Raw genomic sequence first — 18,919 nt, 5'->3', positions numbered from 1 at the left:
CACCGATAGTTAGGCTTGCCCGCTGTGATCACCCGGATGTCCGAGCTGTTCGTGCGCACCCTGCGCGACGACCCCGCCGAAGCCGAAGTAGCCAGCCACAAGTTGTTGATCCGTGCCGGTTACGTGCGACCGATCGCGCCGGGACTGTACAGCTGGCTGCCGCTCGGCCTGCGGGTGTTGCGCAATATCGAACGCGTCGTGCGTGAAGAGATGAATGCGATCGGCGGGCAGGAGATCCTGTTCCCGGCCCTGCTGCCGCGAGCGCCCTACGAGACCACGAACCGGTGGACCGAATACGGCGACGGCGTGTTCCGGCTCAAGGACCGCCGCGGTAGCGACTACATGCTCGGCCCGACCCACGAAGAGCTCTTCGCGCTGACCGTCAAGGGAGAGTACAGCTCCTACAAGGACTTTCCGTTGACGCTCTATCAAATCCAGACCAAGTACCGTGACGAGGCGCGTCCGCGGGCCGGCATCCTGCGCGGCCGGGAATTCATCATGAAGGACTCCTACTCCTTCGACATCGACGACAGCGGACTCAAGGACGCCTACCACGCGCACCGCGAGGCCTATCAACGCATCTTCGGCCGACTCGACATCGACTACGTCATCGTGTCCGCGGTGTCGGGCGCCATGGGCGGCTCGGCGTCCGAGGAGTTCCTGGCCGAAAGCCCCATCGGCGAAGACACTTTCGTGCGCTGCCCGGAATCCGGCTACGCCGCCAACGTCGAAGCCGTCATCACCGCACGACCCGAAAGCCGGCCCGTCGACGGGCAACCCGAGGCGGTGGTGCACGAGACCGGCAACACCCCGACCATCGCAACGCTGGTCGAGTGGGCCAACGGCGCAGACCTGGGCCGCAGTGTCACCGCCTCCGACACCCTGAAGAATGTGTTACTGAAAGTCCGTCAGCCGGGCGGTGATTGGGAGCTGCTGGGCATCGGGGTGCCCGGGGACCGCGAAGTCGACGACAAGCGACTGGGTGCCGCGCTCGACCCGACCGAGTACGCCTTGCTCGACGACGCCGACTTCGCCAGGTATCCGTTCCTGGTGAAGGGATATATCGGGCCGAAGGCATTGCTGGACAACGGTGTTCGCTACCTGGTGGACCCGCGGGTGGTGGACGGCACCAGCTGGATCACCGGCGCGGACGAGAAAGGGAAGCACGTTGTCGGCCTCGTCGCCGGCCGTGACTTCACCGCCGACGGCACCATCGAAGCCGCCGAGGTGCGCGACGGCGATCCGTCACCGGATGGCCGCGGCGCACTGGTCGCCGCGCGCGGAATCGAAATCGGCCATATCTTCCAGCTCGGCCGTAAATACACCGATGCGTTCACCGTCGACGTCCTCGGCGAGGACGGTAAGCCGGTACGGCTGACGATGGGCTCCTACGGAGTCGGTGTGTCGCGGTTGGTGGCGGTCATCGCCGAGCAGCACCACGACGAGCTCGGGCTGCGCTGGCCCTCGGAGGTGTCGCCGTTCGGCGTGCATCTGGTGATCGCCAACAAGGACGCCGAAGCACGCAGTGGCGCAACCACTTTGGCCGCCGACCTCGACCGGCTCGGCATCGAGGTCTTGCTCGACGATCGAACGGTGTCGCCCGGCGTCAAGTTCAAGGACGCCGAGCTCCTCGGTGTCCCGTGGATCGTGGTGGTGGGCCGCGGCTGGGCGGACGGAAAAGTCGAGCTGCGCAACCGATTCAGCGGCGAGACCCGCGACGTGCCCGTCGGCGCCGGATTGGCCACCGACATCACGGCCGCGGTATCCGGTTAGTCGGCGCCCGGGAAGGCGGTGGTGATCGGCGAGTCGCCGAGTTGCTGCTTCCAGCGGGCGGCCAGCACGGCGCTCCGGGTCAGTGCTGTTACGCCGAAGATCCGGTCTTCGCTGGCCTGCGCCTGCTCGATGAATGCCCGCCACGCGGTCTCGCAGTCCGATTCCATCCGGACCGCCAGCCGCATCGCGTCGGTCGGGGTGACCACCAGCATCGGCAGTTGGTAACCGGCGGCGGCCACCGGCGCGGTGACCTTGCGACCGGCCAGCATTGAGATGGTCTGGTCACGCCGTTCGCGGTGCTGGTTGAGCGCCGATGACACCAGGGTGTTGACGTCGGGTGCGCAACGCGCCGAGACCATCCCGTAGCCGTAGACGACGGCGTGCTCGTTGGCCAGTGCGGCGCTCAAGGCCTTGTCGGCCGGAGTGCCGGGGTTCGACGGTTCGGTGGAGGTCACGACGCGGACGCCCCGAACGCCAGCGCCACCGTGTGGGACGCGGTGCAGGCCGCGGCGATCGAGCCGAGCAGCCCGGCGCGGTACCCCGACGACGCGCCCGCCAATGTGGCCGCGCTGTCCGCCGAAGTCTTGAGTGAGCTGATCACGGTCGCGAGTGGCGGCGGGGGAGTCGCGGCCGCGGACGCGGTGGGAGTGGGGCTGGTAGCTGCCGACGACGTCGAGGTGGGGGCCAGACGCTTGATCTCGGTGGTCAGGGCCTGCGCGTGCTGCGTGCGCTCGGCGGCGACCTGCTTCAGCGCGGCGGCGACGTCCGGCGGCGCGCCTGCGGCGGACGCGACGGCCAGCTCGCTGTCTTGGCGCGCCAGAGTCAGTTGCGCTTCGAGTTCGTCAACCGCCGGGGGCGGGGGCGGGGAACTGCACGCGGGCGTCGCGACGGCGAACACCGCGAGCGCCGCACCACTCGTCAGCATCCGCCGCCGGTTGAGCACCGGCTCGAAAACTGGATCGGCGCGTGGCATTGCCACATCCTGCCATTGCGGCGAGAGCGCGCTGTAACACCAGGTGACCTCGCAACGATCGCGTCTAACAACGGATTCCTGGCGTATCGTTGAACACTGCCCACAGCGACCGCCGAATTCCGGCACCGCGGGCTGACTGACCGGACAACTCAAGATGAGGAGCTCGCCGTGGCCACCGGGCTACCGTCACAGACGCAGATGATCGAGCTGCTCAATGGCGAGTTCGCGCGCGCCGGTTACGAAATCGAAGACGTCGTCATCGATGAACGGGCGCGGCCACCCCGGATCACTGTGATTGCCGACGGCGACACCGCACTCGAACTGGACACCGTCGCCAAGCTGTCCCGGTCGGCCTCGAATCTTCTGGACGCCGCGCGCGACATCGGCGGAAGTTACGTGTTGGAAGTGAGCTCGCCGGGCGTCGACCGCCCGCTGACCACCGAGAAGCATTTCCGCCGCGCAAGGGGCCGCAAGATCGAGCTCTCCCTGGCTGACGGCACGCAGGTCACCGGACGGGTGGGCGAAACCCGGGACGGCGTGCTGAATTTGGTGACTCGCGACGGCCGGGACTGGGCGGTGCGGCCGATCCCACTCGAAGGCGTCGGCAAAGCCGTTGTCCAAGTTGAGTTTTCGCCGCCGCCGGAGCGGGAGTTGGAGCTGGCGACTCGCGATCGAGACGTGGAGACGGAGGGCGAAACGTGAACCCACCGACGCCGACATACCTGCTCGTGCCATTCCGAAGCGGAAGGAGTGCCGGATGAACATCGACATGGCTGCCCTGCACGCGATCGTGGTGGAGCGCGGGATTTCGTTCGACGACCTGCTCGAAGACGTCAAGGCCGCTGTGCTGAGCGCGTATCGGCACACCGAGGGCCACCAGCCGGATGCTCACATCGACATCGACCGCAAGTCGGGTGGTGTCCGGGTGCTGGCCCGCGAGTTGGACGAAGACGGCAACGTGCTCAGCGAATGGGAGGACACGCCCGAAGGGTTCGGCCGGATCGCGGCGACCACGGCCCGTCAGGTGATGCTGCAGCGGCTCCGCGACGCGGAGAACGAACGCACATTCGGCGAGTTCTCCACGCACGAGGGCGAGATCGTCGCCGGAGTGATCCAGCGCGACAGTCGCGCCAACTCCCGAGGTCTGATTGTCGTGCGGATGGGCAGTGAGACCAAGGGGTCCGAGGGCGTGATACCGACGGCCGAGCAGGTTCCCGGCGAGACGTACGAGCACGGCGACCGCGTGCGCTGCTATGTCGTTGGGGTCAGTCGCGGTGCTCGCGAGCCGGTGATCACGCTGTCGCGCACACACCCGAACCTGGTCCGCAAGCTGTTCTCGCTGGAAGTTCCCGAGATAGCCGACGGCTCGGTGGAGATCGTGGCGGTGGCGCGGGAGGCCGGCCACCGCTCGAAGATCGCGGTCGCCTCGCGAGTGCCCGGCCTGAACGCCAAGGGCGCGTGCATCGGCCCGATGGGTCAGCGGGTGCGCAACGTGATGAGCGAACTGTCGGGCGAGAAAATCGACATCATCGACTTCGATGACGACCCGGCGCGGTTCGTCGCCAACGCACTGTCGCCGGCCAAGGTCGTGTCGGTCACGGTGATCGACCAGAACGCCCGCGCGGCGCGGGTGGTGGTGCCCGACTTCCAGCTATCGCTCGCGATCGGCAAGGAGGGCCAGAACGCCCGACTGGCGGCGCGGCTCACCGGCTGGCGGATCGATATTCGCGGAGACTCGCCGGACCAGGAATCGGACGGCCCCGAGCACGACGTGACGCAGGGATCGGCTCAGGAGCTCTAGCGAGCTGGCCATCGCGCAGGCGGTACTGAGCACCACTTGGGTGCAGGTAAACTAAGCCGTGATCCAGCGCGAGTCTTCAGCATCGGCGCATCGACGTACCGAAGGACCGGTGCGGACCTGCATCGGATGCCGAAAACGAGAGTTGGCCGTCGAACTGCTCCGAGTGGTGGCCGAGTCGAGCGGGACCGGTGAATATGCCGTGACCGTCGACCCAGCAGGTACTCTGCCGGGGCGGGGTGCTTGGCTGCATCCCGTTCCACAGTGCGCCAAAGAAGCAATCCGGCGGCGAGCTTTCACTCGAGCGCTGCGCATCGCCGGCGCGCCGGAAACGTCAGCGGTGATCGAGTACCTTGAGTCTCTGCGAGGCTCTAGATGCGCCGACCACTCCGCCAACAGAACAGGCAGCAAAGAACATGAGCACACCGTGAAGTCCCGATGACCATGCGTCATAGCTAAACCCGAGGCGCGGCCTACCCACCGCTGTCGCCTCATAGACAGGAGATGTAGTGGCAGGCAAGGCCCGCGTACACGAGTTGGCCAAGGAACTCGGTGTTACCAGCAAGGAAGTTCTCGCCCGGTTAGGCGAACAGGGCGAATTCGTTAAATCCGCATCGTCGACGGTAGAAGCGCCCGTGGCGCGTCGGCTGCGTGAGTCGTTCGGCGGCAACAAGCCCGCCCCAGAAAAGGCATCCGGCAACGGCGCGACCGCGGCGAAGCCCGCCGCCAAGGCTCCGGCACCAGCGGCAAAGCCCGCCGCCCCCAAGCCGGCCGCGCCACCGGTGCCCGAACCGCCGGCACCGCCCGCACCTGCAGTCGAGCAGCCGCCGGCCGCCGCTGCGCCACCGGCCAGCCCATCGCGACCCGGACCCACGCCCGGCCCGCGCCCGGCGGCCCCGAAACCGGCGGCTCGCACACCGCGTGTCGGCAACAACCCGTTCTCGTCGGCTCAACCCGTCGAGCGGCCCGCGATGCCGCGGCCGCAGGCGCCCCGACCAGGCGCGCCGCGTCCCGGTGCCCCGCGCCCGGGCGGTGCTTCACCAGGCAACATGCCGCCACGTCCGGCCGCAGCCGGGCGCCCGCCGCGTCCCGGTGGTCCCCGTCCCGGTGGACCCGGTGGTCGTCCCGGCGCACCTGCCGGAGGCGGTCGTCCCGGCGGCGGTGGTGGCGGTAACTACCGCGGTGGCGGTGGTGGCGGCGGCGGTGTCGGTGCCCCACCCGGAGGCGGTGGCTACCGCGGTCGTCCCGGCGGTGGGGGCGGCGGACGCCCCGGCCAGCGTGGCGGGGCTGCCGGTGCATTCGGTCGTCCAGGCGGTGCTCCGCGACGCGGCCGCAAGTCGAAGCGGGCGAAACGCGCCGAATACGAGAACATGCAGGCTCCGGTCGTCGGTGGCGTGCGGTTGCCGCACGGCAACGGCGAGACGATCCGGCTGGCCCGTGGCGCTTCACTGTCCGACTTCGCCGAGAAGATCGACGCCAACCCGGCTTCGCTGGTGCAGGCGCTGTTCAACCTCGGCGAGATGGTGACCGCCACGCAGTCGGTCGGCGATGAGACCCTCGAGCTGCTGGGCAGCGAGATGAACTACGTGGTCCAGGTCGTCAGTCCGGAGGACGAGGACCGCGAACTGCTGGAGTCCTTCGACCTGACCTACGGCGAAGACGAAGGCGGCGAAGACGACCTCGAGATCCGCCCGCCGGTGGTGACCGTCATGGGTCACGTCGACCACGGTAAAACCCGACTGCTGGACACCATCCGAAACGCCAGCGTGCGCGAGGGCGAGGCCGGTGGCATCACCCAGCACATCGGTGCCTACCAGGTGAGCGTCGACTTCGAAGGAAACGAACGGCCGATCACCTTCATCGACACCCCGGGTCACGAGGCGTTCACCGCCATGCGTGCCCGCGGTGCCAAGGCCACCGACATCGCGATCCTGGTGGTCGCTGCCGACGACGGCGTAATGCCGCAGACGGTGGAGGCGATCAACCACGCGCAGGCGGCCGACGTGCCGATCGTGGTGGCGGTCAACAAGATCGACAAGGAGGGCGCCGACCCGGCCAAGATCCGGGCCCAGCTCACCGAATACGGCTTGGTCGCGGAGGATTTCGGTGGCGACACGATGTTCGTCGACATCTCCGCGAAGGCCGGCACTAACATCGAGGCGCTGGAAGAGGCGGTCCTGTTGACCGCCGACGCCGCCCTCGACCTGCGGGCCAACCCCGACATGGAAGCTCAGGGTGTGGCCATCGAGGCGCACCTCGACCGTGGTCGCGGCCCGGTGGCGACCGTGCTGATCCAGCGCGGCACGCTGCGGGTCGGTGACTCGATCGTGGCGGGCGACGCCTACGGCCGCGTTCGCCGGATGGTCGACGAGCACGGCGAAGACGTCCACGAGGCGTTGCCTTCGCGGCCCGTCCAGGTCATCGGCTTCACGTCGGTGCCCGGAGCCGGTGACAACCTGCTCGTCGTCGACGAGGACCGGATCGCCCGTCAGATCGCCGACCGGCGCAGCGCACGTAAGCGCAACGCGCTGGCAGCTCGCTCCCGCAAGCGGATCAGCCTGGACGACCTGGACGCCGCGCTGAAGGAAACCAGTCAGCTGAACCTGATCCTGAAGGGCGACAACTCCGGAACCGTCGAGGCTCTGGAGGAGGCCCTGCTGGGTATCGAGATCGACGACGAGGTGGAACTGCGGGTCATCGACCGCGGTGTGGGTGGCGTGACCGAGACCAACGTCAACCTGGCGTCGGCGTCGGACGCGATCATCATCGGGTTCAACGTCCGCGCCGAGGGCAAGGCCACCGAGCTGGCCAACCGCGAGGGCGTCGACATCCGCTACTACTCGGTGATCTACCAGGCCATCGACGAGATCCAGAGTGCGCTCAAGGGCATGCTCAAGCCGATCTACGAAGAGAACCAGTTGGGGCGCGCCGAGATTCGCCAGCTGTTCCGGTCGTCCAAGGTCGGCATCATCGCGGGTTGCCTGGTGCAGTCCGGGATCGTCCGCCGCAACGCGAAGGCCCGGCTGCTCCGCGACAACATCGTGGTGGCCGAAAACCTCACGGTGTCCTCGCTGCGACGGGAGAAAGACGATGTCACCGAGGTCCGCGACGGTTACGAATGCGGTCTGACGCTGACTTACAACGACCTCAAAGAGGGCGACGTCATCGAGACCTACGAGTTGGTGGAGAAGGAGCGCGTCTGAGTATGAGCTCCGACAAGCTGAACCTTCGGCATGGCTGACCCGGCGCGGGCGCGCCGGCTGGCCAAGCGGGTCTCTGAGATCGTCGCCACGGCGATCGAGTACGAGATCAAAGACCCGGGGTTGGTCGGAATCACCATCATCGACGCCAAGCTGTCCGGCGACCTGCACGACGCGACGCTGTACTACACGGTGATGAATTCGTCGTTGGACGAGCAACCCGACTACGCCGGTGCCGCTGCCGCGCTCGAGCGCGCAAAGGGTGTGCTGCGCAGCAAGGTCGGCGCCGGTACCGGAGTCCGGTTCACGCCGACGCTGACCTTCACCCGCGACACGGTGTCGGACTCGGTGCAGCGGATGGAGGAACTACTGGCACGCGCGCGTGCCGCGGACGCCGATGTGGCTCGAATCCGGGAAGGGGCCACTCCGGCCGGCGACCCGGATCCGTACCGCGTCACCGGCGACGAAGACGACGACATCCCTGGCGACGATGCGGGCCGTGCAGCGGCCGGCGGAGGAGCCGGGGACTTGAGCACGGGGGCACCAGCCGATAACGGGGGAGGCGCCGGTGACGACGACAAATTCGAAGATTGAATCCAACGCGGCAGACCGGGTCGACGCCATCGGCGCCGCCAAGGTGCTGGACGCAGCGGAATCGGTCGGGGTGGTGTGCCACGTCCATCCCGACGCGGACACCATCGGCGCCGGGCTGGCATTGGCGTTGGTGCTCGACCGGTGCGGCAAGTCCGTCGAGGTCAGCTTCGCGGCACCGGCTGCGCTCCCGGAGTCGTTGCGGTCACTTCCCGGCGGACGGCTGCTGGTCGATCCCGGTGCCATGCGCCGAGATGTCGACCTCGTTGTGACAGTGGATATTCCGAGCATGAATCGGCTCGGTGACCTTCGTGACATGGCCGGCAACGGACACGAGGTGCTGGTGATCGATCATCACGCTTCGAACCAGATGTTCGGCACCGCGAATTTCGTTGAGCCGGCGGCAGACTCGACCACGATGATGGTGGCCGAGCTGCTCGACGCGTGGGACAAGCCGATCGACACCGATGTGGCCTACTGCCTGTACGCGGGCCTGACCACCGACACCGGGTCTTTCCGCTGGGCCAGTGCGGGTGCGTACCGGCTGGCGGCGCGGCTGGTCGAGCTGGGTATCGACAACGCCGCGATCACCCGGTCGCTGATGGACACCCATCCTTTCGCGTGGCTGTCGATGTTGTCCCGGGTGCTGGGTTCGGCGCAGTTGGTGCCCGACGCCGCCGGCGGCCGCGGCCTGGTCTACGCCGTCGTCACCAACCAGGAGTGGGCGACCGCCCGCCCCGAAGAAGTCGAAAGCATCGTCGACATCGTGCGCACCACACAACAGGCCGAGGTGGCCGCGGTGTTCAAAGAGATCGATCCGCAGCATTGGTCGGTGTCGATGCGAGCCAAGGCCGCCGTCGACCTCTCCGCTGTGGCGGCGACCTTCGGCGGTGGCGGGCACCGGCTGGCCGCTGGCTATTCGACCACGGGCTCCGTCGACGAGGTCGTGGCTGCGCTGAGCGCCGCTTTGGGGTGAGCGAGCCGGTTCGGTCGCAGCCAGGTGGTCGCCAGATCGCGAAGCTGGCGGTGCCGGCCCTCGGCGTGCTCGCCGCTGAACCGCTCTACCTGCTTTTCGACACCGCGATCGTCGGCCGGCTGGGCGCGCTGAACCTGGCCGGCCTGGCCATCGGGGGTTTGATCCTGGGGATGGTCGGTTCGCAGCTGACATTCCTCTCCTACGGCACCACGGCGCGCTCGGCCCGCTATTTCGGTGCGGGCGACCGTGTTTCGGCGGTCGCCGAAGGTGTCCAAGCGACCTGGCTGGCGTTGGCGCTCGGCGTGTCGATCGTCGTTGTGGTGCAGGCTGCCGCGGTTCCGCTGGTGTCGGTGATCGCGGGATCGAACGACATCGCGCACGCGGCGCTGCCCTGGCTGCGCATCGCGATCTTGGGAGCCCCGGCGATTCTGCTGTCGATGGCGGGCAACGGTTGGCTACGTGGCGTGCAGGACACCGTTCGTCCGCTGCGTTACGTGCTGGTCGGCTTCGGCTTGTCGGCGTTGCTGTGTCCTGTGCTCGTCTACGGGTGGTTGGGCGTGCCCCGGTTGGGTCTGGCCGGTTCGGCGATCGCCAACCTGTCGGGTCAATGGTTGGCCGCGGTGCTGTTCGGGCGCGCACTGCTCGCTGAGGATGTGCCGGCCCGGGTGGATCGTCACGCGCTGCGGGCCCAGATCGTGTTGGGTCGCGACCTGCTGGTGCGGACACTGGCATTCCAGGCCTGCTTCGTCTCGGCCGCGGCGGTGGCCGCCCGGTTCGGTGCTGCGGCGGTGGCGGCCCACCAGATCGTCCTGCAGCTGTGGAATTTCCTTGCGCTCGTTCTCGATTCGCTGGCTATTGCGGCCCAGGCACTGGTCGGCGCAGCCTTGGGCGCCGGCGATGTGCCGCAGGCGACCTCGACGGCCCGGCGGGTGACGCTGTGGTCCGCGGTTGCGGCCAGCGGCCTGGCCGCAGTGTTCGCGTCGGGTGCTGCTGTCCTGCCCCGGTTGTTCACCGACGACGCGTCGGTGCTGGCGGCGGTCAGGGTGCCCTGGTGGTTCATGGTTGCTCAATTACCCTTGGCTGGAGTGGTTTTCGCGCTTGACGGGGTGCTACTGGGTGCCGGTGATGCGGCGTTCATGCGTACCGCCACGGTCGTCAGTGCACTCGTCGGCTTTCTGCCGCCGATCTGGCTGTCGCTGCACTTCGACTGGGGGCTGGCCGGAATCTGGTCCGGGCTGAGCCTTTTCATCGTGCTGCGGCTGGCGTTTGTCGGGTGGCGGGCGATGTCGGGTCGCTGGGCGGTGACCGGGAGATGACGAGCGAACGCGACCGGATGCTGAACGGCGAGCCTTATCGTGCTGACGATCCCGAGCTGGTTGCGGGCCGCAGGGCGTGCCAGCGCCTGGTCGCGATGTTCAACGCCGGTGAGCCGGAAGCGTTGCGGCGGTTGCTCGGCCGACTGGGCGAAGGCTCTGAAGTCCTACCGCGATTTCAATGCGACTACGGCACCCAGATCACGATCGGCGCCGGCTGCTTCGTCAACTACGACGCGATCTTCCTCGACTGCGCACCGATCACGATCGGCGACAACGTGCAGATCGGGCCGCGCGTGCAACTGTTGACGGCCCTGCATCCCGTCGACGACTACACAGCCCGGCGAGCCGGCATCGAGTCCGCGGCGCCGGTCGTCATCGGAGACAACGTGTGGCTGGCGGCCGGCGTCATCGTGTGTCCGGGGGTGACGATCGGCGACCACTCGGTGATCGGGGCCGGCAGCGTTGTGACCCGCGACGTCCCGACGCGGGTCTTCGCCGCCGGTAACCCCTGCCGGGTCGTCAGGGGACTCGCCGACGACTGACGGCACTGCCAACGCGAGCGATCGGCTGTCAGCGCACCTGGGCGCGACCGCGCTGCAACACCGCCTCGCGGTTGGCGGCGATGTCGTCGCCGGAGGTCCGAAATGCCCGTGCCGCAGTCGCTTCCAGCCACAAACCCTCGCCGGTGTTCGAATCGTCGATGCGGTGGTACGACGACAGCAGCGCGCGAACAGCGTCCTGATTGTTGCCGACGATGCTGTCGGCGACCTTTCGTGCGGCGGGCAGCAACTCTCCGTGCGGCACCACCTCGGTGACCAGGCCCGCCCTCAGCGCGTCCTGCGCGGACAGGTAGTCACCGGTCAGGCTCATCCGTCGGGCCAGCCCGATGCCGACCTTCTGCGGCAGACGCACGCTGAGCCCCCACGTCGGCAGCAGTCCGACCCGGGCGTGGGTGTCGGCGAAGCGCGCCTGCTCGGACGCGATCAGGATGTCGCAGTACAGGACAACCTCGAGTCCGCCGGTGACGGCGGCGCCGTTGATCGCGCCGATGACGGGCTTGCTCAACGCCGGCCACCGCGGCGAGATGTCCGGAAGCGCAGTCTGCCCGCCCAGCTCTTTGAGATCCAGACCGGCGCAGAACACCGGATCGGTGCCGGTGACGATGATGACGTCCACGTCGTCGTCGGTTTCGGCCTCGGCCAGGGCGCCGAAGAACTGGTCCCGAAGTGCCGCCGACAACGCGTTGCGTGACTGCGGTCGGTTCAGGGTCAGGGTTCGCACCCGCTCGTCGGTGTGGATCAACAGGATGTCTTCGGTCACTGGCGCCGCTCCTCCTCATCACTCCGCGCCGCATCCTCGGCGACGCGGGTCGGTCTTCCCGCCAACCGTAGTCACCGTTGGATCTATCGTGAGAACATGTGCCGGAACATCACCGAACTGCGCGGCCTCGAACCGCCGGCCACCACCGCCGAGATCGAGGCCGCAGCCAGGCAATATGTGCGCAAAGTCAGCGGCTTCACCCATCCCTCCTCGGCCAACGCCGAGGTTTTCGAGGCGGCGGTGGCTGAGGTCGCGGCATCAACGACGCGGCTGCTGCGTGCACTGCCGGAGCGCCGCCAGCCCCCCAAAACCGATCCGCCGTTGCGCCGCCTCGCGGCCAGGTGATCTCGACCGCGACCGCGCTCAAGGAGTGGGCCGCGGTGGTGCACGCGCTCCTGACCGGCCGGCAGCAGGTGCTACTGCGCAAAGGTGGAATCGGGGAGAAGCGCTTCGACGTCACCGCCCGAGAGTTCGTCCTGTTCCCGACCGTGGCCCACAGTCACGCTGAACGGGTGCGGCCGCAGTTCCAGGATCTGCTCGCCGCCTCGGCATCCGACAGCAACGACGATCGGGTGGTCATGCGTGCTGCCGCCAAAGTTGTTGCGGCCCTGCCGGTCAACCGACCCGACAACATCGATGCAATCGAGGACCTGCATATCTGGACGGCCGCGTCGGTGCGCCGGGACCGGTTGGATTTTCGCCCGAAGCATCGGCTTGCCGTGTTGGTCGTGCAGGCGATCCCGCTGCTGGAGCCGAGGGAGTTGCTTCGAACGCCGGAGTTCTCGGGTTGCACCAGCTGGGTGCCGCTGCCGCCGACGGAACTGGGACTGGGCGCCCCGGTACACGATGACGCGACGCTGCGCGAGGTTGTTGCACGTGTCCGCGACGCGGTCGAATGACGTTACGCCCGAGCTGATTTCACGGCGTCTGATCGACCAGCACAGCACCTGCGGGCCAGTCGCCGACGGTGCCCAATGAGGTCTGCTCGCCGGCCGCAGTGAGCCGGACGATGTCTGCCAGCTGGGCCGGGGCGTCGCACTGAAGGTAGTGGTCGGCACCCGGCAGGATCCAATAGCGGTTCAATCCGGGCTTGTCCCTGAGGAACTCCTGCCAGACGTAGTTGGCCACCCGGACCGGGGCGACCGTGTCGTGCAGACCCCACACCAGGGTGGTGTTGACGTCGCTGAGGGAAAGCGATTGCAGCCAGGTGGTTTCGTCGGCGGCCCGTTCGTTGAGGTATTGGATCGTGTCCGGTAGCACCGCGATCTGGTCGTTGTACGCGAAACACTCGACCAAAGCTCCGATCTCGGGATCGTCGGGGCCCCGCCGGGGCATGAACGTCGTGGCTCCCATTCCCGCGGCCAGCACCTGCGGCGTCGTCGCCCGCGCGGTGCTGCGGGCCACCGTCGGATCCAGCAGCGCTTTCTGGAATCCGGTCAGATTGGCAAGCGGCAGATAGATGTTGGCGTTCGTGAAGATGACCTCCGACGGCGGGTTCGCGTGGTCGAGGTCGGCGAACATCGACAACGCGATCATCCCGATGCTGGTGCCGCGGTCGTGGGTCAACATCGTGTAGTCGGTCAGCTGCCACAGCTGCGTGATGGCGTGGACCAGCAGACGCGCGTCGTCATACAGCGAATACACGTAGGGCGCCGGTGGCTTTCCGGACAGGCCGTAGCCCGGGAAGTCGAGTAGGTGGATGTCGAAATCGGCATGTAGTTCCCGGGCCAGCGCGTCGAAGTCGATGCTTGCCGTCGGAAAGCCATGAACGCACACCAATGCCGGTGCGCCCGGTGTGCCGCACCGGCGGACGAAGACCGGGACATCCGCGCCGGAGTTCGCTCCCGTCGTCGAATTCCAGTGGAATTCCGTTCCGCCACTTCGCCATTCGTCGAACCCGGCCATCAGGAGCCGACCGGGAACACGATCCGGGATGTGCCGAGCGAAACCTGGTGAGTCGACGGTGTCATGCGATGTGCGGTGGACGTCGCCTCGCCGTTGCCGAGATTACGGTCGAAGCGTGGATGGCTGCCGCCCGCGATGAGCACGCGGATGCGGGTTCCCGCACGGAACCGGTGCGAGATGGCGTCCAACTCGACCCTGACGTTGTCGGATGCCTCGGTCAGCCGCACGAAGCCGTCGCTGACGTTGCGCGAGCGCCCTTCGGCGTCGACTTCGCTGACCCGGACGAACACGTCGACGAACGGGATGTCGGAGCTGTGTGCCAGCTCGGCGACCGGACTGCCGTGTACGACCAGATCGGCGGCAAGCGCCGCACTGGTGAAGCTCAGGACATCGCGGCGGGCCGCCAGCGCCGTGTCGTCGCGGTAGCCGCCGTCCGGGGAGAGCAGCCGCCCGCCGAGGGTGGGCGTCGGTTCGGTGGGGTCGTAACGGAAGCTGGCCGATGATCCCGCCGCCGGTGCGGCGTCGGCAAGCCCGCCGCCGGGTTGCAGGTACCACGCCCGGTCCACGGTGGCCGGTGGCCAGTCGGGTAAACCGCGCCAGCCTTCATGCCCGACGAAAAACCGGACCCGGTCGGTGCGCGGAGTGACGGGGCGGTCGGCCAGGTGGGTGTCCAACCATTGCTGGGTTTCCCGGGACACCGTGGACAGGCCGGCGAAGAGCAGCTGGGTGTGCGTCCATGGGCCCATCGTCAGCGCGACGTCGACGCCGCGCTGGCGAAGGTGCCGAAATTGGTGCAGCGTCTGGGGCAGGAACAGGTCCTGCCAGCCGCTGAGCAGCAGCAGCGGCACCTGGATCCGGTCGAGCGCGGAGTCGACTTTCAGCGGGTCCCAGAACGGGTTGTCGTCCGCCGGGGGCGCCAGCCACGACTCCCACCACGGCGCCCCGTCGCCGAGCAGCCCCCGGCCCGAGGCGCCGAGCGGCGCCACACCGGCAGCGCGCACGACCCTTTTCTGGGCCCGCAGTTGGCGGACGCCGGCGCGTACCAGGCCTCCGGCTTCCTGCTGGGCGACCAGATTGCTCCAGCCGAGAAAATCGTTGACGGAGAACGCCCCGGTTCCCCAGGTCGACAGGCTGAGATCGTGGGGGCCTGCCACGATCACGCTGGTGACCAGCTCCGGCGGCGGGTCTTGCAGCAGCGCGAACTGGGTGAAGCCCAGATACGAGATCCCGATGGTGGCGAAGCGGCCCGTGAACCACGGCTGACGCCGCATCCACTCCACCGTGTCGGCGCCGTCGGCGGCTTCGTGGACCATCGGCGAGAATTCGCCACCCGATCCGAATGTTCCTCGCACGCTTTGCAATATGACGCGGTAGCCGCGTGCCGCGTGCAGGTCGGCGAACACCAGCGAGAACGGAAACCGGCGGCCGTAAGGTCCCCGGGCCAGCAGGGTCCCGACGGTCTGGCCGGTGGGCTGGTAGACGTCGGCGACCAGTTCGACCCCGTCGCGCATCGGGATCTTGACGCTGCTGACCGTGTAGCTCGTGGTCGGGGCGGCCAGGCCCAAGGTCCGGGCGACGGCGCGGCCGGCGAGTCGTCGGGGGAGGGTGCGCAGGGTCGATCCGGCGGCGTGCTCGGAGGTGGTCGTCACGGCATCAGATTATGGGCGCGGCGACCGGTGCGGGCCTAGAACTTGTAGTACGGCGCAAGCTCGTTGGCGCGCTGCAGGTTGGCGGCCGGGCAGTCGACGTCCGGGCTGGAGTAGATCGTCGAGTAGAACAGCGACTGCTGGATCACGCCGTAGCTGGTTTTGAACGCCACCATGCACGAGAAGTAGTAGTAGCTGTTGTGGTAGGTCGGCTTGAGGTTCCACCACTGCGCGGCGCGGTGCCCGGCGATGGTGGTCTCCACCGCGTCGGCGGGCAGCGACTGCTCGTAGGTGCGCCAGACGACCGGCTCGACCGCCAGCTGGTAGTTGCCCGCGTCGAAATGGCAGCGCAGGCCCTCCTCGGGTATCGGCGGGGTGAAGCCCAGCCCCAGCCGCTGGACCGTGTCGAACGGGATGTCGCGGCAGGGGTCGAACGGGCTCGGATCGGTGGTCGCCACGATCGGGCTCTTCATCGTGGTCGGCGTGTCCATCGGGAATCCGGTGGATCGCAGCTGGACCGTGGGCCCGCCGACGACGGTGGGCGGGGCACTCTGCAGCACGACGACACACGCCGTGATCAAGGCACCGATGGCGGCAAGCAGTCGTAGCTTGCTGAGCATGACGCCCCCTGTCGTGCCTGATCGGTCGACTCCGCCTCGGGCGCGGCGCGCAGGCCCCATCAATGGTCGGACGTCGCTGGACTACTGCGGGGAGTTTACAAGCCGCACCCGCGCCGCTACAGGGTAAACGAGAACCTGTTCTAGTCGACCGCCGGCGGCGCCCGAAGTGCGGCTCACGACCAGCCGTTAGGCTGGGAAATCGTGGCTTGGCAAGAAGATGGGCAGCAGCCCCCGACCGCACGGCAGCCGACTCTGTGGGCGGTATCGGATCTGCACACCGGCCACGTGGGCAACAAACCCGTCACCGAATCCCTCTATCCGTCCACACCGGACGACTGGCTGATCGTGTGTGGCGACGTCGCCGAGCGCACCGACGAGATCCGCTGGGCCCTGGACCTGCTGCGACGGCGGTTCGCGAAAGTGATCTGGGTGCCGGGCAACCACGAGCTGTGGACCACCAACAAGGACCCGATGCAGGTCTTCGGGCGCGACCGCTACGACTACCTGGTCAACATGTGCGACGAGCTCGGGGTGGTCAGCCCGGAGCACCCGTTCCCGGTCTGGACTGAGCGCGGTGGGCCGGCGACCATCGTGCCGCTGTTCCTGCTGTACGACTATTCGTTCCTGCCGCGAGGTGCCACGACCAAAGCCGAGGGGCTGGCCATCGCCCGCGAGCGCAATGTGGTGTGCACCGACGAGTTTCTGCTCTCGGCGGATCCGTACCCCTCCCGAGACGCGTGGTGTCACGAGCGGGTGGCGGCTACCCGCAAGCGCCTCGACGACCTGGACTGGATGAATCCGACCGTGCTGGTCAACCACTTCCCGATGGTGCGCCAGCCGTGTGACGCGCTGTTTCTGCCGGAGTTCTCGCTGTGGTGCGGAACCACCGAGACGGCCGACTGGCACACCCGCTACAACGCGGTCTGCTCGGTCTACGGGCACCTGCACATTCCGCGGACCACCTGGTACGACGACGTCCGCTTCGAAGAGGTGTCGGTGGGTTATCCGCGAGAGTGGCGGCGCCGCAAGCCGTACAGCTGGCTTCGTCAAATCCTGCCCGACCCGCAATATGCGCCCGGGTATCTCAACGACTTCGGCGGTCACTTCGTGATCACGTCGGAGATGAAGGCACAGGCCCAGCAGTTCCGCGACCGACTGCGTCAGCGGTAGTTCCGATGACATTGACTACCTTGATGTCCGCGGTGCTGCCCACCGTCGACGACTTGGCCTGTGCCGAAATGTATTCCGATCCACCGGGGTTGGCGCCGTTGGCGGAAGAAGAGCCGCTGATCGAGCGATCGGTGGCCAAGCGGCGCAACGAGTTCGTCACGGTGCGGTACTGCGCGCGTATTGCGTTGGGCGAACTGGGTTTTCCGCCCGTGCCGATCCTCAAGGGGGAGAAGGGCGAACCCTGCTGGCCCGACGGGGTGGTCGGAAGCATCACCCACACCGCGGGTTATCGCGGTGCGGTGGTCGGCCGGGCCGGTGCGGTGCGCTCGGTGGGGGTGGATGCCGAACCCCACGACGTGTTGCCGGACGGCGTGCTCGACGCGATCAGTCTGCCGGCCGAGCGCAGCGAGATGAAAGCGTTGCCCTCCCACATTCATTGGGACCGGATCTTGTTCTGCGCCAAGGAAGCCACCTACAAGGCGTGGTTCCCGCTGACCAAGCGGTGGTTGGGATTCGAAGACGCACACATCACCTTCACCGTCGACGGGACCGGTTCGGCCGGTGCGTTCGAATCGACGATTTTGATCGACGGGGCAACGCTCACCGGTCCGCCGCTCAGCTCGTTGGCCGGGCGGTGGTCGGTGGATCGCGACTTGGTGTTGACGGCGATCACGCTATGAACCCCGGCCTTGTCATCATCGACAAGCCGGCCGGAATGACGAGTCACGACGTGGTCGGACGCTGCCGGCGCATCTTCGGGACCCGGCGGGTCGGCCATGCCGGGACACTGGACCCGATGGCCACCGGGGTGCTGGTGATCGGCGTCGAGCGGGCCACCAAAATCCTCGGCCTGGTCACCGCGACCTCGAAGTCCTATGCGGCGACGGTTCGGCTCGGCCAGTCCACCTCGACCGAGGACGCGGAAGGTGATATCACGCAACAGGTTTCAGCGCATGGCGTGACCGACGAGGCGATCGAGGCGGCGATCGCCGGATTGCGCGGCGACATCGCACAGGTGCCGTCCGCGGTCAGCGCGATCAAGGTCGACGGCCAGCGGGCTTACCGGCTGGCCCGTGAAGGCCGTCCCGTGGAACTGGCCGCCCGACCGGTCCGCATCGACCGGTTCGAGATGCTGGACGTGCATCGCCACGACGACCTCGTCGACGTCGACGTCGTGGTGGACTGCTCGTCAGGCACCTACATCCGCGCGCTGGCCCGCGACATCGGCACGTCGCTGGGAGTCGGCGGTCACCTGACTTCGTTACGGCGCACCGCGGTCGGTCGGTTCGGCATCGAGCAAGCTCGCACGCTCGATGAGCTGGCCGACCAGCCCGGGCTGAGCCTGACGTTGGACGAGGCGTGCCTGCAACTGTTCGCACACCGACACCTCACCGATGACGAAGCCGACTCGGCCGCCAACGGTTGCGCGCTGAAACCGGCCGGCATCGACGGGATCTACGCCGCGCACACCGATGACGGCCGGGTCATTGCGCTGCTGCGCGAGGAGGGCGACAGAACCAAGTCGGTTGTCGTCATTCGGCCGGCAAACCTGTAACGGTACGTTCGGCGACGTGATCGGCTAACATTCTGGGCGGAACGTAAGTGGACCGGAAAGGTCAGGCGGTAGACGA

General features: G+C 67.6%; 20 protein-coding genes. 14 read left to right on the top strand and 6 right to left on the bottom strand.

Annotation, left to right across the window (positions count from 1 at the left end):
* Positions 1-24 precede the first annotated feature (24 nt).
* Positions 25-1,773 carry a proline--tRNA ligase gene (locus tag ACZYW1_RS02910; RefSeq protein WP_463783121.1) on the top strand — a complete coding sequence of 583 codons (1,749 nt, stop codon included), beginning with the start codon at positions 25-27 and terminating at the stop codon, positions 1,771-1,773.
* Here the strand turns inward: ACZYW1_RS02910 and ACZYW1_RS02905 are convergent.
* The gene (locus ACZYW1_RS02905; RefSeq protein ID WP_463783119.1) at positions 1,770-2,228 is read right to left on the bottom strand and encodes a ferritin-like domain-containing protein; all 459 of its coding nucleotides are present in this window, start codon (positions 2,226-2,228) and stop codon (positions 1,770-1,772) included. The genes ACZYW1_RS02910 and ACZYW1_RS02905 overlap by 4 nt on opposite strands.
* Positions 2,225-2,746, bottom strand: a complete 522-nt coding sequence (locus ACZYW1_RS02900) for a hypothetical protein (RefSeq protein WP_463783117.1) — start codon at positions 2,744-2,746, stop codon at positions 2,225-2,227. The genes ACZYW1_RS02905 and ACZYW1_RS02900 overlap by 4 nt, the downstream gene beginning before the upstream one ends.
* Positions 2,747-2,914: 168 nt before the next feature.
* Here ACZYW1_RS02900 and rimP point away from each other — a divergent pair, with 168 nt between their 5' ends.
* The 8 genes from rimP (at position 2,915) to ACZYW1_RS02860 (ending at position 11,169) form a co-directional block, all read left to right on the top strand.
* Positions 2,915-3,448: a ribosome maturation factor RimP gene (gene rimP, locus ACZYW1_RS02895; protein WP_463783116.1), complete on the top strand. Its 534-nt coding sequence runs from the start codon at positions 2,915-2,917 to the stop codon at positions 3,446-3,448.
* A 55-nt stretch (positions 3,449-3,503) separates the two neighbouring features.
* Positions 3,504-4,547, top strand: a complete 1,044-nt coding sequence (nusA, locus tag ACZYW1_RS02890; RefSeq protein WP_463783115.1) for a transcription termination factor NusA — start codon at positions 3,504-3,506, stop codon at positions 4,545-4,547.
* A 58-nt stretch (positions 4,548-4,605) separates the two neighbouring features.
* Positions 4,606-4,986 (top strand): YlxR family protein, encoded by a 381-nt coding sequence (locus tag ACZYW1_RS02885; protein WP_463783113.1) that lies wholly within the window; start codon positions 4,606-4,608, stop codon positions 4,984-4,986.
* A gap of 67 nt (positions 4,987-5,053) precedes the next feature.
* Positions 5,054-7,747, top strand: a complete 2,694-nt coding sequence (gene infB / locus ACZYW1_RS02880) for a translation initiation factor IF-2 (RefSeq protein ID WP_463783110.1) — start codon at positions 5,054-5,056, stop codon at positions 7,745-7,747.
* Between the two features lie 30 nt (positions 7,748-7,777).
* Positions 7,778-8,338: a 30S ribosome-binding factor RbfA gene (gene rbfA, locus ACZYW1_RS02875; protein ID WP_463783108.1), complete on the top strand. Its 561-nt coding sequence runs from the start codon at positions 7,778-7,780 to the stop codon at positions 8,336-8,338.
* A complete protein-coding gene (locus ACZYW1_RS02870; RefSeq protein ID WP_463783106.1) occupies positions 8,313-9,311 on the top strand; it encodes a DHH family phosphoesterase in 999 nt (332 codons plus the stop codon). The genes rbfA and ACZYW1_RS02870 overlap by 26 nt, the downstream gene beginning before the upstream one ends.
* Positions 9,308-10,627, top strand: a complete 1,320-nt coding sequence (locus ACZYW1_RS02865; RefSeq protein WP_463783105.1) for an MATE family efflux transporter — start codon at positions 9,308-9,310, stop codon at positions 10,625-10,627. The genes ACZYW1_RS02870 and ACZYW1_RS02865 overlap by 4 nt, the downstream gene beginning before the upstream one ends.
* Entirely contained in the window at positions 10,624-11,169 is a 546-nt protein-coding gene (locus ACZYW1_RS02860) for a sugar O-acetyltransferase (protein ID WP_463783102.1), read from the top strand. Before ACZYW1_RS02865 ends, ACZYW1_RS02860 begins: the two co-directional genes overlap by 4 nt.
* A gap of 28 nt (positions 11,170-11,197) precedes the next feature.
* On the opposite strand, the gene ACZYW1_RS02855 is transcribed toward ACZYW1_RS02860, so the two are convergent.
* Entirely contained in the window at positions 11,198-11,947 is a 750-nt protein-coding gene (locus tag ACZYW1_RS02855) for an enoyl-CoA hydratase (protein WP_463783100.1), read from the bottom strand.
* Between the two features lie 96 nt (positions 11,948-12,043).
* Between ACZYW1_RS02855 and ACZYW1_RS02850 the strand changes: the two genes are divergently transcribed.
* Together ACZYW1_RS02850 and ACZYW1_RS02845 are read left to right on the top strand one after the other, a co-directional pair.
* Positions 12,044-12,292, top strand: coding sequence for a DUF2277 family protein (locus tag ACZYW1_RS02850; protein ID WP_463783098.1), 249 nt, complete (start codon positions 12,044-12,046; stop codon positions 12,290-12,292).
* Positions 12,292-12,846 carry a DUF1802 family protein gene (locus tag ACZYW1_RS02845; protein ID WP_463787650.1) on the top strand — a complete coding sequence of 185 codons (555 nt, stop codon included), beginning with the start codon at positions 12,292-12,294 and terminating at the stop codon, positions 12,844-12,846. The genes ACZYW1_RS02850 and ACZYW1_RS02845 overlap by 1 nt, the downstream gene beginning before the upstream one ends.
* A 19-nt stretch (positions 12,847-12,865) precedes the next feature.
* Here the strand turns inward: ACZYW1_RS02845 and ACZYW1_RS02840 are convergent, their stop codons facing one another.
* The 3 genes from ACZYW1_RS02840 to ACZYW1_RS02830 are packed head-to-tail and all read right to left on the bottom strand — an operon-like array spanning position 12,866 to position 16,118.
* On the bottom strand, positions 12,866-13,852 hold the full coding sequence (locus ACZYW1_RS02840; RefSeq protein WP_463783097.1) for an alpha/beta fold hydrolase: 987 nt from the start codon (positions 13,850-13,852) through the stop codon (positions 12,866-12,868).
* Positions 13,852-15,501, bottom strand: coding sequence for a CocE/NonD family hydrolase (locus ACZYW1_RS02835; RefSeq protein WP_463783096.1), 1,650 nt, complete (start codon positions 15,499-15,501; stop codon positions 13,852-13,854). Before ACZYW1_RS02835 ends, ACZYW1_RS02840 begins: the two co-directional genes overlap by 1 nt.
* Positions 15,502-15,536: 35 nt before the next feature.
* A complete protein-coding gene (locus ACZYW1_RS02830) occupies positions 15,537-16,118 on the bottom strand; it encodes a DUF3558 domain-containing protein (RefSeq protein WP_463783093.1) in 582 nt (193 codons plus the stop codon).
* A 201-nt stretch (positions 16,119-16,319) separates the two neighbouring features.
* Between ACZYW1_RS02830 and ACZYW1_RS02825 the strand changes: the two genes are divergently transcribed.
* From ACZYW1_RS02825 to truB, 3 genes are read left to right on the top strand one after another with little or no spacing between them, the layout of a single operon-like run.
* Entirely contained in the window at positions 16,320-17,288 is a 969-nt protein-coding gene (locus ACZYW1_RS02825) for a metallophosphoesterase family protein (RefSeq protein ID WP_463783091.1), read from the top strand.
* A gap of 5 nt (positions 17,289-17,293) precedes the next feature.
* A complete protein-coding gene (gene pptT, locus ACZYW1_RS02820) occupies positions 17,294-17,968 on the top strand; it encodes a 4'-phosphopantetheinyl transferase PptT (RefSeq protein WP_463783090.1) in 675 nt (224 codons plus the stop codon).
* Positions 17,965-18,843: a tRNA pseudouridine(55) synthase TruB gene (gene truB / locus ACZYW1_RS02815; RefSeq protein WP_463783088.1), complete on the top strand. Its 879-nt coding sequence runs from the start codon at positions 17,965-17,967 to the stop codon at positions 18,841-18,843. Before pptT ends, truB begins: the two co-directional genes overlap by 4 nt.
* Positions 18,844-18,919 lie beyond the last annotated feature (76 nt).

The organism is Mycobacterium sp. IDUB_36 (genome assembly GCF_055419225.1).
Note: the sequence above shows the minus strand (reverse complement) of the source record. Positions and strands in the feature narration are given on the sequence as shown.